At 71.1% G+C, this 13,904-nt stretch carries 9 protein-coding genes; 4 read left to right on the forward strand and 5 right to left on the reverse strand.

From position 1 onward, the window contains the following. Window positions 1–26 precede the first annotated feature (26 nt). The 5 genes from rsgA to ACFYOH_RS11840 form a co-directional block, all read right to left on the reverse strand. The gene (gene rsgA / locus ACFYOH_RS11820) at window positions 27–1,121 is read right to left on the reverse strand and encodes a ribosome small subunit-dependent GTPase A (protein WP_388624113.1); all 1,095 of its coding nucleotides are present in this window, start codon (window positions 1,119–1,121) and stop codon (window positions 27–29) included. Between the two features lie 400 nt (window positions 1,122–1,521). Next, window positions 1,522–1,830 (reverse strand): hypothetical protein, encoded by a 309-nt coding sequence (locus ACFYOH_RS11825; RefSeq protein WP_388624114.1) that lies wholly within the window; start codon window positions 1,828–1,830, stop codon window positions 1,522–1,524. A gap of 517 nt (window positions 1,831–2,347) precedes the next feature. Then, complete coding sequence (locus ACFYOH_RS11830; protein WP_388624117.1) at window positions 2,348–3,823, reverse strand: cellulose binding domain-containing protein; 1,476 nt, start codon at window positions 3,821–3,823, stop codon at window positions 2,348–2,350. Between the two features lie 237 nt (window positions 3,824–4,060). Further along, window positions 4,061–5,398, reverse strand: a complete 1,338-nt coding sequence (locus tag ACFYOH_RS11835; RefSeq protein WP_388624119.1) for a radical SAM protein — start codon at window positions 5,396–5,398, stop codon at window positions 4,061–4,063. A gap of 58 nt (window positions 5,399–5,456) precedes the next feature. Further along, on the reverse strand, window positions 5,457–6,131 hold the full coding sequence (locus tag ACFYOH_RS11840) for a pyridoxamine 5'-phosphate oxidase family protein (protein ID WP_388624122.1): 675 nt from the start codon (window positions 6,129–6,131) through the stop codon (window positions 5,457–5,459). Between the two features lie 158 nt (window positions 6,132–6,289). Between ACFYOH_RS11840 and ACFYOH_RS11845 the strand changes: the two genes are divergently transcribed. The 4 genes from ACFYOH_RS11845 to ACFYOH_RS11860 all read left to right on the forward strand — a co-directional run bounded on the left by ACFYOH_RS11845 (window position 6,290) and on the right by ACFYOH_RS11860 (window position 13,843). Next, window positions 6,290–7,552, forward strand: a complete 1,263-nt coding sequence (locus ACFYOH_RS11845; RefSeq protein WP_388624124.1) for an FAD-binding protein — start codon at window positions 6,290–6,292, stop codon at window positions 7,550–7,552. 154 nt (window positions 7,553–7,706) lie between these two features. Continuing rightward, complete coding sequence (locus ACFYOH_RS11850) at window positions 7,707–8,948, forward strand: ROK family transcriptional regulator (protein ID WP_388624127.1); 1,242 nt, start codon at window positions 7,707–7,709, stop codon at window positions 8,946–8,948. Between the two features lie 11 nt (window positions 8,949–8,959). Beyond that, complete coding sequence (locus ACFYOH_RS11855; RefSeq protein ID WP_388624130.1) at window positions 8,960–10,807, forward strand: glycoside hydrolase; 1,848 nt, start codon at window positions 8,960–8,962, stop codon at window positions 10,805–10,807. Between the two features lie 159 nt (window positions 10,808–10,966). Continuing rightward, the gene (locus ACFYOH_RS11860; protein WP_388624133.1) at window positions 10,967–13,843 is read left to right on the forward strand and encodes a glycoside hydrolase family 2 TIM barrel-domain containing protein; all 2,877 of its coding nucleotides are present in this window, start codon (window positions 10,967–10,969) and stop codon (window positions 13,841–13,843) included. Window positions 13,844–13,904: the final 61 nt, after the last annotated feature.

Consider the following 13,904-nt stretch of genomic DNA (forward strand, 5'->3'; position numbering starts at 1 on the left):
GCGATGGTGGGCTTGCCCGGTGCGCCCTACATCCGACGCCTCCGCTTGATCTCCATCGCCGCCCTCCCCTCGGCGCCCTTCCTCCGCCAGTCCCGCCGGAGCTCCGCACGGACCCGCGCATCGGTCTTGGCCACGATCCACTGGTTCTCGCGCACCAGCTTCCGGTAGCTCTCCAGCCGGCGCTGGGGGAGCTCGCCGCTCTCCACGGCGGAGCGCACCGCGCAGTCCGGCTCGGTCTCGTGGGCGCAGTCGTGGAAACGGCACCGCTCGGCCAGTTCCTCGATCTCGGAGAACACCTGGCCGACCCCGCTCTCGGCGTCGTACAAGCCCACACCCCGCAGTCCGGGGGTGTCGATCAGCACCCCGCCCGAAGGCAGAGTGAGCAGATTGCGGGTGGTCGTGGTGTGCCGGCCCTTGCCGTCGACGTCCCGCGCGGCCCGCACATCCATGACGTCCGCCCCGACGACGGCGTTGGCCAGTGTGGACTTGCCCGCGCCGGACTGGCCGAGCAGCACGGACGTACCGGAGCCGACCAGCGCCACGAGGACGTCGAGCCCCTCGCCGTGCAGGGCGCTGACGGTGAGCACCGGCACGCCGGGCGCGCTCGTCTCCACGTCCTGCACCAGGTGGGCGAGGGTGAGCGGGTCCGGCACCAGGTCGGCCTTGGTGAGGACGACGACGGGCTGGGCGCCGGACTCCCAGGCCAGGGCGAGGAAGCGTTCGATCCGGCCGAGGTCGAGGTCGAGGGCGAGCGACACGGCGACCACGGCGTGGTCGACGTTGGCGGCGAGGATCTGCCCGTCGGACCGCTTGGAGGAGGTGGAGCGGACGAAGGCGGTGCGGCGCGGCAGATACGCGCGGACGTACTGCGGATCACCGTCGGGGTCTACGGCGACCCAGTCCCCGGTGCACACGACCTTCATCGGGTCACGGGGCACGACGAACTCGGTGTCGGCGCGGACGGTCCCGCCGGCGGTGACGACGTCGCACTGGCCGCGGTCGACCCGGACGACGCGGCCGGGCACCAGCCCTTCGGCGGCGTACGGGGCGAACGCGTCGGCCCAGGCCTCGTCCCAGCCGTAGGGAGCCAGCGCGGAGGACACTGCAGAGGTGGAAGTCAAGGGAGACCCTTCACAAGGGTGGCCCCGGGCAGGCGCGTTCGATGCGCGGTGAGTTCAGCCGGAGACCACGGAGATGGAGTGGATGATCTTCTGGTTGCGGGCAGCGCCCATCACAGAGACGGTCATCGGTCACACCTCCCGTTCCTCACTCGGCCGACAGCGGCGACCAACGGCCACCGCGCGAAGCAGTCCACACCCTAGAGCGGCACACACCCGAGTGCCACCGATTTACAGGTCAGTTCTTTCGAAGATCGCGTCGCATCGGCAGGCCGGGCGTGGCCGCGAACCACAGCGGTGTCCACTTGCCTCCGGGGCCCTGAGGGTGCCCCTGCCCCGCCGTTGACGGGGCAGGGGCACCCTCGTGAACCCTGGTGATCTCCCGCCGGCCAACGGGAGCCGGTCAGTCCGTGCCGAGTGTCTGCAAGTAGTCCCGCAGCAGCGAGAACAATGCCGCCACCGCGTCTTGATGTTGCTCGGGAGAGAACGAGCGGACGTCGGACACCCTCAGTGCCGGGTCCACTTCACACAACACCAGGCCCCACCACGTCAGTTCCCTGCTGCCGGTCCCGCGCTCGGCCAGCCAGGCGCGGAATTTCTTCATCGTGGCTGACTCCGAGCACATGTCGAACCCATCCAGAAAGGCACAGACCTCACTGAACGACTGGGTCATCGTGTACATTCCGACGCGACGCTCGAGGATGTCGAGCACTTCTTGAAGCTTGCTCACAGGTCTGCCAATCTCAAGGGCTTGGGGAGACGAGGGTCCAGTCGTGGTCCTCTGGATATGACCATTCGGTCTTCCAGCCATCGAGCGGCATCCAGTCGGGGCCCGTGAACTGGTCGTACACCCGGCAAAAATAAGTGGTCGATCGCGACCCTAAAACGACGTCAGATACGGAAACAAAATGAGCGCCATCACAGGGAATTCACGGAACCTGCACAGCTGATTGGCGATCAGGCGCCCTTCTCCCCTGGACGGCCCTACATGCGGTTCACCGTGGTTTCACTATGAATGAGTTTAGCGAAGTCTTACTCAACACCAGGGTGGCGAAAAGGGCAGTCAAAAATGCGAGAGGGTTGCCGCACGGACGTACTGCGGATCACCGTCGGGGCGACAGCGACCCAGTCCCACGACGAACGACACGGCCGGGCGCCAGCCCTTCGGCGGCGTGCGGGGCGAACGCGTCGGCCCAGCCTCGCCCCAGCCGCAGGGAGCCAGCGCGCGCTCACCCACCCGTGCAGGACGCCCCGTTGAGCGTGAAACCGTACGGCGTGCGGTTTCTGCCCTGCCAGGTGCCGATGAACCCCAGGGACAGCGTGCCGTGCGCGGCGACGGTCTTGTTGTAGTCGGCGGCGGTGGCGGTGACCCGGGCGCCGCTCTGGTGGACGGTGGCGTCCCACATCTGGCCCACCTGCTGCCCGTCGCGGAAGGCCCAGGACAGGGTCCAGCCGTCGAGGGGCCGGTCGGTGGTGACGGTGACGGCGGCCTGGAAGCCGTTGGACCACTGGTCGACGAGGTCGTAGGCGACCCGGCAGCCGGCCGTGGGGGCGCTGGAGCGGGCGGGGCCGGGGTGGTGCGCGGCCGAGGAGGTGCTGCCCTGTGGTTCGGGGTCGGGCTGCCGGTGGCCGGAGCCGGATGCGGCCCGCGTGGCGGAGGGGGTGGGGGCGGATGCCGTCGGCGAGCCGGACGGGGTGCCGGTCCGGGAGACGCTGGGCTCGGCGGCGACCGGCTGCCGGTCGTCGCGGGCGGCGGCGCTGTCGTCGCCGGAGCCGCCGAACGGCATCATCGACACGCCGAGCGCCAGCGCGGAGAGCAGCACCGCGGCGGCGAGCAGGCCGCCGCGCAGCGCACGGCTGCGGCCGGTGCCCTCCTGCGGATCACCGGCGGCGGGGTCGGCGGGGCGGCCCGCGCCGAGGCGGACCTCGGCGGCGCGGCGGCGGCGTTCCAGGTAGGCGAGGCCGCCCCAGCCGATGACCCCGCCGGCCAGCGCTGCGGGCAGCCCGCCGCCGTGCAGCCGCAGGCACGCGGCGGCCTCGGCGCACCGCACGCAGGTCGCGAGGTGCCGGGAGAGGTCTTCGGGGGTGTCGGCGGCCGGGGAGCGGGTGACCGCGTCCAGCAGGCGGGCGTAGGAGCGGCACCGCGCGTCCATCGGGGTGTCGAGATGGGCGCGGTGGCAGCGGTCCCGGAACAGGGTGCGGACCTGGTCGAGTTCGTCGGCGACCGTGGCCGGGTCCAGGCCGAGCCGACGGGCGACGGTGGGCAGGGGCAGCGCCTCCACCTCGGCCAGCCACAGCAGCGACGCGTCGGCCTCCTGCATGTCCCTGAGGCCGCGCAGCGCGACCGGCCGCTCCAGCGGTGGTCCCGTATAGCGTGCGGCGCTGCCGGAGTTGAGCCACAGCCTGAGGTCGGGGTCGAGTTTGTGGCCCTGCCCGTCGGCCTCCCAGGCGGCGGCGGTGTCGCGCACGGCCGTGAGCAGCCCCGGGATCGTGGGCAGCCGGGCTGTGCGGCGGCCCGCGCCGCGCACATGGGTGCTCGCGGCGGCGCGGATCTCGCGCATGCCGAGCGCGAAGGCCTCGGTCGCCAGTTGATGGGCCGTCAGGGACCCGGAGGTGCACAGGTCCGCGTGACTGAGCACCGCGTCCCAGCCCTCCGAGAACAGCGCGGACTCGGTGGCGTCCTTGGGGGTCGGCAGGTCGGGCATGGGACTCCTGCATCCACGAGCGAGGTCAACTCACCACAGACGGAAGGGAGTTGCGGGGAACCTCGCGGCAGGGCACAGAGCCTTTCACGTCCTGGACACAACTGACAAGCGGCCTGTTCACATCCGGTTACCGATGGTGGCGGGACGGATGCGTGACGCGACGAGCCCACGACTCCGGCCTGAAGTACGGATGCGGACTCCGTCGCGCTCAACGCGGGGCGGGCCCGGTGCGCTGGATCACACCTCGGCCGGCGTCTCCGCCTCGGCGGGTTCGACCGCGGGCAGGCTGTCCATGAAGGAGCTGACGGAGAAGACGGCGCGGCCGGGTCCGGGCGGGCCGTAGCCGGGCGGGGAGGAGAGCCCGAAGTCCTCCATCGTCTGCCGGTAGGCCTGGAGCAGCCTGATGTGGTACTCCAGTGGCGCGCCCTGGGGGTTGGCCTTGCCGAGCGGAGTGGTGGGCTCCGGGCACCAGGTGGTGAAGCGGGGCGTGATGCCGTGTGACATGAAGAAGCGCAGGCCCTCGGTGGTCGACGCGATCGCCTCGTCCACCGTCGTGAACCCGAACGGCTCGGCCATCTCCACGCCCGCCACGAAGTTCGGGATCACATTGCGCGCGCCGAAGACCTCGGCGGAGTCCAGGATGCGCTTGTGCCACTCGTCGCGGCCGACGTACCGCTCCTTGCCGGGGCAGTACAGCTCGAACAGCCGGCGGTCCCACACCTCGAAGTTGGGGTGGTAGATCTGCACGCCGTAGTCCTTGAACCGCTGCACGTCCGCCTTGGGCAGCGCCTGGGCGACGACCTTGCCGATCCAGCGGCCCGGGAAGCGCTCCTCGATGGCCTTGGCGTAGTGGCCGTAGAAGTCGGCCTCGTCGCGCCCGGCAACCGTTTTCGTAATGGCGCCGCCGGTCAGTGTGTAGGCGGTGGAGGCCTTCTGGGTGTCGTACCGGTCGATGATCTCCAGGGCCTCCAGGACCTCCTCGACGTCCTTGACGCCGGTGTACGGCCGGCCCGCCGCCTTGTGCTGGCGCCAGTTGTGGTTGATGTCGCAGTACTGGCACTCCTCCTTGGCGCCGAAGTACTGGCAGACCCGGAAAACGGTGAGATAGATCAGGTAACCCCACTGGATGGTCGGGGCCACCTCCATCACGGACTTCCCGTTGGAGAGGGTGTGCCGGTAGTACTCCGGCATGGGCGGCACGCCGACGTCCGCGATCCGCTTCCCGTCGAGGTAGAGCCCGAGCAGCCCCTCCTCGTCGGCCGCCACCCGGTACGGCGAGGCCGGGTTCACCCGTACGGAGACGACGGTACGGCGCAGGTCGTACGGGCCGCCGGTGAGGATGATCTCCTCCGGCGGGCGCCGCAGCGCCGCCTCGCCGAGTTCGGGCAGGGTGCCGTGGTCGAAGGAGAAGATGAAGTACGACTTCGGCTTGACCTCGCCGTTCTCGTTGTCGCTGAGGGCGGACGGGTCGAAGGCGACGCCGCCGCGGAGCAGGTCCTCCTTGAAGACGGCTTCCCGTGGCACGTGCGGGAACCGCTCCATCAGATCCTCGACCAGCGCGGTACGACTGCCCATCCGTCTGTCTCCTCCCGGTTCAGGCGTACGTCTCACACCGTATGCCCCCGCCCGCGGCTCAGCCGTGCCGGGTCCCCGCCCGGCGCGCGATGTGGTCCGGTACGGCGGCCCGGGCCGGCAGCGCCGGGTCGGGCTCCGGAGTGCCCCAGACCGTGGTCAGCGGCAGGACCCCGGCCCACAGGCCGAGCGCCGCGTCGGGGCCGTCACCGTCGTCCGGGGCGCCGGTGCGGATCTTGACGGAGGCCTCTTCGAGGGAGAGGGCGAGGAGGGTGGTGGCGGCCAGTTCCTTGCGGCTGGGGCGGCGGGCGTACGACCACTGGCCCGGCGCGGAGTGCTCGGTGAGCCGGCGCAGACCTTCCAGCTTCTCCTCGGGGTCGGTGACCTTGCGGGCGGTGCCGTGGACCATGGCGCTGCGGTAGTTGACGCCGTGCTCGAAGACGGACCGGGCGAGCACGAGCCCGTCCACATGGGTGACCGTCACACACACCGGCGTGTCACCGGCGAGGCTGCGGCTGGCCACCGAGCCGTGCAGATACAGCCACCGCTCGTCCCGCCCGTACACCGTGGGCACGACGACGGGCCGCCCCTCGACCAGCACCCCGAGGTGACAGACGAAGGCGGCGTCGAGGATCGCCTCCAGCTCCGCCCGCTCCCGGCTGCCCTGCTCGCGCAGCCGGCGGTGGCGGGTGCGGTCGGTGACGGGCAGGCGGGCGGGAAGCGGTTCCTGAGTCATGGAGCGAGAAGGTACCGATATCGCATTCATGAGAGCAATGGAATTTCGGATACGTTGATGAATGCGATTTCGACAACGAAATCCGCAGCCGACCTCCCTCCTGGGCCATGCCGGATGAGAGGGTCGGGGCACACGGACTCTCCGGGAGGGACGCAACTGTGACAGGGACGGCCGAGACCGCCGGGACGGTCAGCAACTGGGCGCGCACCATCACCTATGCCGCGCAGGACGTCCACCGTCCGCGCGACCTCGACACGCTCGCGGCGCTGGTGGCGGGCAGTGCGCGGGTGCGGGTGCTGGGCAGCGGGCACTCCTTCAACCGGATCGCCGACCCCGGCGCGGACGGGGTCCTGCTGTCCACCGCGGGTCTGCCGCCGGTGATCGAGGTCGACACGGCCGCGCGCACGGTCCGGGTCGCGGGCGGGGTCCGTTACGCCGAACTGGCCCGGACGGTCCACGCGCACGGGCTCGCCCTGGCCAACATGGCGTCCCTGCCGCACATCTCGGTGGCCGGGTCGGTGGCGACCGGCACCCATGGCTCGGGCGTCGGCAACGGGCCCCTCGCCTCGGCCGTGCGGGAAGTGGAACTGGTCGTGGCGGACGGCTCGACGGTGACGATCGGCCGGGGGGACGAGCGCTTCGACGGTGCCGTGACCTCGCTCGGCGCGCTCGGCGTCGTCGCCGCGCTCACGCTCGATCTGGAGCCGGCGTACGAGGTCGAGCAGCACGTGTTCACCGAACTGCCGCTGGAGGGGCTGGACTTCTCCGCCGTGGCCGCCGCCGGATACAGCGTGAGCCTGTTCACCGACTGGCGGCAGCCGGGCTTCCGGCAGGTGTGGGTCAAGCGGCGTACCGACCAGCCGGCGGTGGACTTCCCGTGGGCGGCGCCCGCGAAGGTGCCGCTGCACCCGGTGCCCGGCATGCCCGCGGGCAACTGCACCGAGCAGCTGGGCGTGCCGGGTCCGTGGCACGAACGACTGCCGCACTTCCGCGCGGAGTTCACGCCGAGCAGCGGGGCGGAGATCCAGTCGGAGTATCTGCTGCCACGGACGGCAGCGGTGGAGGCTCTGGAGCGCATCGACGCCATCCGGTCGGCGATCGCCGGTGTCCTGCAGACCTGCGAGGTACGGACGGTCGCCGCCGACACGCAGTGGCTCAGCCCCGCCCACGCGCGGAACTCGGTGGCGCTGCACTTCACCTGGGTGCGGGACGAGGCGGCCGTACTGCCGGTGGTACGCCGGCTGGAGGAGGCGCTGGTCCGGTTCGATCCACGGCCGCACTGGGGGAAGGTGTACGAGATCCCACCGGCGGTGGTCCGTCGGCGGTATGCACGCGTCCACGATTTCCGCGACCTCGCCCGCTCCCTGGACCCGGCCGGCAAGTTCACGAACACCTTCGTACGGGATCTTCTGGACGACTGACTGACTCTTTCGCGACCTCGCCGCGGCGGACTTTCTCCAGCCCCTTTCCTAACTCCTTGTCGAAACGTCGTCCCGGCCCCTAGCCTGGCGCCCGTGCCGGTGCCGATGTCGCCCCGGCCAGGTCCGGCTGGACGGGATGGGAGGGGCAGCCGCATTGAAGCGCACATCACGTGACATCCGCACCGCGAACCGCTACGAGGTGCTGCGCCAGATCATCGCCGAGTCTCCCACCTCCCGGCAGGAGTTGGCCGCCGCCACCGGACTGAGCCTGGCCACGGTCGCCACGCTGGTCGGCGAACTGCTCGACCTCCGCATGATCACCGAAGTGGGGTTCGAGGACTCCGCCGGCGGCCGGCCCCGGGGCCTGGTCGCCGTCAACGCGTCGGGGGGCGCGTTGATCGGCGTCGACATCGCGGAGACATACGTCCATGTCGAGCTGTTCGACCTGGCGTTGAACGTGCTGGCCCGGGCCGACGAGGACATGCGGCCCGGAGAGAGCCGCCCGGAACAGGTGGTCGGCCATGTGGCCGCGGCCGTCGGCTCGGTGGTGGCGCAGGCCGGGGTCGAGGCGGCCCGGGTGCTCGGCGTCGGGGTGAGCGTGCCGGGCCAGGTGGACCGGGACACCGGCGTCGCCGAGTACGCGCCCAACTGGGACTGGCACGACGTGCCGTTGCTCGACCTGCTCGCCGAACACATCGCGTACCCCCTGCACTTGGACAATCCGCTGCGCGCCTGCGCGGTGGCCGAGCTGTGGTTCGGAGCCGCACGGGGCCGCGGGGACGCGCTCGTGGTCAATCTGGGCACGGGGGTCGGCGCCGGTCTCGCCCTCGGCGGCGGCCTGCACCGCGGCGTGAGCAACAGCGCCGGCGAATGGGGCCACACCACGCTCGTGCTGGACGGGCGGCTGTGCCACTGCGGCAATCACGGCTGCGTCGAGACGTACGTCGGCGCGCCCGGCATCATGCAGAACCTGCGCGAACTCAGCCCGCAGTCCCCCCTGTTGCACCCCGAGGACCAGACCGCCACCGTCGACGCCCTGGCCCGCGCGGTCACCGCGGGCGATCCGGTGGCCCTCAAGGTGGTCCGGGACACCGCCCGTTACCTGGGCGCCGGCATCTCCGACCTGATCAACCTCCTCAACCCCGAAGTGGTCGTGCTCAGCAGCTGGGTCGCCGCCCGGCTGGGCGAGCCGCTGCTCGGCGAGGTCCGCCAGGCCGTCGCCCGGCACGCGCTGCGCCGGCCGCTGGCCGCCACCGAGATCGTCCTCTCCCCGATCCCCACCGACCCCGTGTCCCTCGGCGCGGCCACGTTCGCGCTGGAGGGGGCGCTGCAGTCCGTCGGGCAGAGGTCAGCAAGAGGCAGCAACGCAAGGAGCCGTACCGCACCGCCTTCATGACGACGGAAGGGATGCACGTGTCTCACCCCCGCAAGAGATTCCTGCTGCTGACAGCCTCCGCCGCACTTGCCGTCACCGGGGCCCTCCTCAGTTCCCCGACCGCGAGTGCCGACGCCGCCGCCCCGGCCGCCGCCGAGGTCTCCCCCCACGCCGCGCAGACCATCGACAACATCGGCGCGTCCGGCGCCTGGTGGGTCAACGACCTCCAGCACTTCGCCCCCGAGGTCCAGGCACGGGTCGGCCGACTCCTCTTCTCCCAGCAGGGGTTGGCCCTCAGCTCGTACCGGTACAACATCGGCGGCGGTGGTGTCGCGGTCACCACTCCGGCCCGCGCCGCCCAGGACTTCCTCGCCTCCGACGGCTCCTACGACTGGAGCAGGGACGACGGCGGCCGGACCTTCCTGAAGTACGCCGCGCGATACGGCGTGCGGGATCTGATCGCCTTCGTCAACAGCGCGCCCGCCCAGTGGACGACCAACGGCAAGAGCTGCGGCGGCCGGTTGAAGGCGGAGAACGAGAGCGACTTCGCGAAGTACATCGCCGACGTGACCGATCACTTCGCGCGGCAGGGCGTGCGGCTGGACTACATCAGCCCTTTCAACGAGCCGGACAACAGCTTCGCCGACTGCGGTCAGGAGGGCATGCCGGTGCCCGTCGACCAGCGCGACGACATCGTGCGCGCGCTGGGCGCCGAGCAGCGGGCCCGGCACCAGAAGACGGGCATCATCGCGGACGAGTCCAGCAAGACCACGCAGTTCACCAGCGAGGTCCCGCAGTGGATCACGCAGCCCGGCACCGCCCAGTACGTGTCCAAGCTGGCCCATCACACGTACAACAACCCGGACGACGGCCAGCTCGGAAACGTTTACGAAACGGCGAAGTCGCTCGGGAAGACGCCCTGGGCCACCGAGATCTGCTGCTTCGGCAAGGGCACCACGGGCTGGAACCAGGAGTACGACCCGACCATCGACAACGCCCTGCTGATGTCGCGGATCATCTACAAGGACTTCGCGGTCGCCCACGACTCGGCGTTCCAGTGGTGGGTGGCGCTCGCCAGCGGTTACGGCACCGATCCGAACACCAGGAACGACCAGGGCTGGAACGACGGCCTGATCTACTACGACCCCGACTACGCGACGAACGGCAACCAGAAGCTGTACTTCACCAAGCGGTACTACGCGCTCGGCCAGTACAGCCGGTTCGTCCGGCCGGGCGCGGTCGCGCACAACGTGACCGGCGCCCCGGACGGGGTGGAGGTGTCGTCGTACGACCGGAACGGGCAGTGGGTGGTCGTGGTGAACAACCACAACACCACCGACACCGCGCTGAACCTGCACTTCAACAGCGAGGCGCCGGTGCGGGCGACCCAGGCGGTGCGGACCTCGGCGGACGAGAACTGGGCAAAGGTCGCGAAGCCGGCCGTCAGCGGCGCAACGGTGTCCACGACCCTGGCCGCCCGCTCCATCACGACCTACGTCCTCGACCAGAAGGGCCAGGGCAGTACGGCGCTCACCGGCTCCCTGGTCGGCAAGCAGTCCGGCAAGTGCCTGACCGCCGGCGCCTCGGGGGCCACGCTCGCCTCCTGCACGGGCGCGTCGGGCCAGTCGTGGTCGTACGACGCGAAGGGCACCCTGAAGGGCGCCAAGGGCTATCTGACAGCGAGCGGTTCGGGCCTGACCACCACCGCGGCCGCCAAGGACGACGGCACTCAGCAGTGGCTGCTGAACGGCAACGGGCAGATCGTGAACGAGGCCTCGGGCAAGTGCCTGGACGTCAGCGGACAGGCGACCGCCGACGGCAGCAAGGTGATTCTGTACAGCTGCAACGGCGGCGCCAACGAGGCCTGGGCCCGGGGGTAACCGCCACTCTTCCCTGACCGAGGGCCGCCGGCCACTCCCCTGCCCCGGCGGCCCCCGACAGACAAGGACGTCACCATGTCGGCACAGAGCAACAGCACCTGAGACCACCGCTCGATACTCCGGGCCGCCGCCGCGCCGCTCGCTAGGAGACCGATGTCGTTGAGCAACCGCACCGTCGCCGATTACGTCGAGGACGTCTCGCCGGGCTCGGGGACGCTGCCACCCCGTGCCTGGTACGCGTCCTCGGACGCCAAGTCCCTCACCCTGAACGGCAGCTGGCGCTTCCGGCTGTCACCGACGGTCGACGCCGAGGACGACTCCTTCGCCGAGGAGGGATACGACGCCGGAGACTGGGCGGAGATCCAGGTCCCCGGCCACTGGGTCCTCCAGGGGCACGGCGCCCCGATCTACACCAACCACCTCTACCCCTTCCCCGTCGACCCGCCCCGCGTGCCGACCGAGAACCCCACCGGCGACCATCTGCGGGTCTTCGACCTGCCTCAGAACTGGCCGGACCGCACCGACGGGGGCGCGGTGCTGCGCTTCGACGGGGTGGAGTCCTGCGCCCGGGTGTGGCTGAACGGCACGGACCTCGGCGAGTTCAAGGGCTCCCGGCTGCCGCACGAGTTCGCCGTCGGCCATCTGCTCAGGCCCGAGGGCAACGTCCTGGCGGTCCGGGTCCACCAGTGGTCGGCCGGCTCCTATCTGGAGGACCAGGACCAGTGGTGGCTGCCGGGCATCTTCCGTGACGTCACCCTGCTGCACCGCCCGGCCGGCGCCGCCCTCGACTTCTTCGTGCACGCCTCCTACGACCACCGGTCCGGCACCGGCACCCTGCGCGTCGACTCCGACGTGGACGGCCGGGTAACCGTTTCCGGGCTCGGTATCGACATCGCGACGGGCGAGAGCGTGACCATGCCGGTCGAGCCGTGGTCGGCGGAAACACCCAGGCTGTACGAGGGGGAACTGGCCACCGAGGGCGAGCGGGTGCCGCTGCGCATCGGTTTCCGCACCGCCGAACTGTCGGACGGGCTGATCAAGGTCAACGGCAGGCCGGTCCTCTTCAAGGGCGTCAACCGGCACGAGTGGCATCCGGAGAAGGGCCGCGCGCTGGACCTCGCCACCATGCGCGAGGACGTGCTGCTGATGAAACGGCACAACGTCAACGCCGTCCGTACCTCGCACTACCCGCCGCACCCGGCCTTCCTCGACCTGTGCGACGAGTACGGGCTGTGGGTGATCGACGAGTGCGACCTGGAGACCCACGGCTTCACCGAGCAGGGCTGGCGGGACAACCCCGTCGACGACGACCGCTGGACCCCGGCCCTGCTGGACCGGGCGTCCCGCATGGTCGAACGGGACAAGAACCACCCGTCGGTCGTCGTCTGGTCCCTCGGCAACGAGGCCGGCACCGGCCGCGGCCTGACCGCGATGGCCGAGTGGATCCGCGGCCGGGACTCCTCCCGGCTGGTGCACTACGAGGGCGACCACAACTGCCGTGACACGGACATGTACTCACGGATGTACGCCGGCCACGCCGAGGTCGAGCGGATCGGCCGGGGCCTGGACGGCGGCGCCCTCAAGCGACGCCGCCTCCCCTTCATCCTGTGCGAGTACGCGCACGCCATGGGCAACGGCCCCGGCGGGCTCGCGGACTACCAGCGGCTGTTCGAGTCGTACGACCGGCTGCAGGGCGCCTTCGTGTGGGAGTGGATCGACCACGGCATCGCCCATCCGGAGCTGGGCCACGCCTACGGCGGCGACTTCGACGAGGAGCTGCACGACGGCAACTTCGTCTGCGACGGCCTGCTCTTCCCGGACCGGGAGCCGTCCCCCGGCCTGGTCGAGTTCAAGAAGGTGATCGAACCGGTGGGCATCGCCGGCGACTTCGGCGACGGCACGGTCCGGGTCACCAACAAGCAGGACTTCGCCGATCTGTCGGCGCTGGCGTTCTCGTGGTCGTACGAGGTCGACGGGGAGACGGTGGAGTCCGGCACGCTGTCGGTGCCGGCGCTGGCGCCCGGCGAGTCCGCCGACGTCAAGCTGCCCGCGCCGCCGGCCGGGGCGCCGGCCGGCGAGGCCCTCTGGACGGTCCGGGCGGTGCTCGCGACGGACAGCGCCTGGGCGCCGAAGGGCCATGTCGTGGCCTGGGGGCAGGTGCCGGTGGCGGAGCGCCGGGTGCCCACGGTCGCGGCGACCGCCCGGCCGGTGTCGGGCGACCGGGTGATCACCCTAGGCCCCGGTACCTTCGACGCCCGCACCGGCGCCCTGACGGCCGTGGGCGACGTGTCCGTCTCCGGGCTGCGGCTGGACGTGTGGCGGGCCACCACCGACAACGACGACGGCGCCCCCTGGCAGCCCGACCTGCGCTACGGCCTGCTGTGGCGGGGGCTCGGCCTGCACCGGATGCGGCACCGGCTGGACGCGGTGGAGACCGGCGAACACACCCTGACGGTCCGTACCCGCGTGGCGCCGGCCGCACGGGAGCTGGGGCTGTCGACCGTGTACCGCTGGACCTCGGACGGAGATCGGCTGCGGCTGACCGTGCGCACCACCCCCGAGGGCGACTGGACCGTCCCCCTGCCCCGGCTCGGCATCCGCTTCGGACTGTCCGCGGCCGACCGTGTGCGGTGGTACGGCGGCGGCCCCGGCGAGGCGTATCCGGACACCAGGGCGGCGTCGGCGGTCGGCCGCTGGCAGTCGACGGTGGACGGTATGCAGACGCCGTACGTCCGTCCCCAGGAGAACGGCGCCCGTATCGACGTCCGCTGGGCCGAGCTCGGTGGCCTGCGCATCGAGGGCGACCCGGCGTTCTGGCTCACCGCCCGCCGCTGGACCACGGAGCAGTTGGACGCCGCCGCGCACCGCACCGATCTCACCCCCGGTGACACGGTGTGGGTCAACCTGGACCACGGCCAGCACGGCATCGGCTCCCAGTCCTGCGGCCCGGGCCCGCTGCCCCAGTACCACCTGCGGGCCGAACCGGCGGAGTTCTCCTTCGTGTTCTCCACCGCCCCCGCCCCGGAGGCCGACTGACCACACAACCCGGACACCCGGCCTCCTCGCCCGCGAGGAGCGCCTGTCGTGGGGCGTTCGC

Source organism: Streptomyces sp. NPDC007856 (genome assembly GCF_042868225.1).
Taxonomy (GTDB): Bacteria; Actinomycetota; Actinomycetes; order Streptomycetales; family Streptomycetaceae; genus Streptomyces.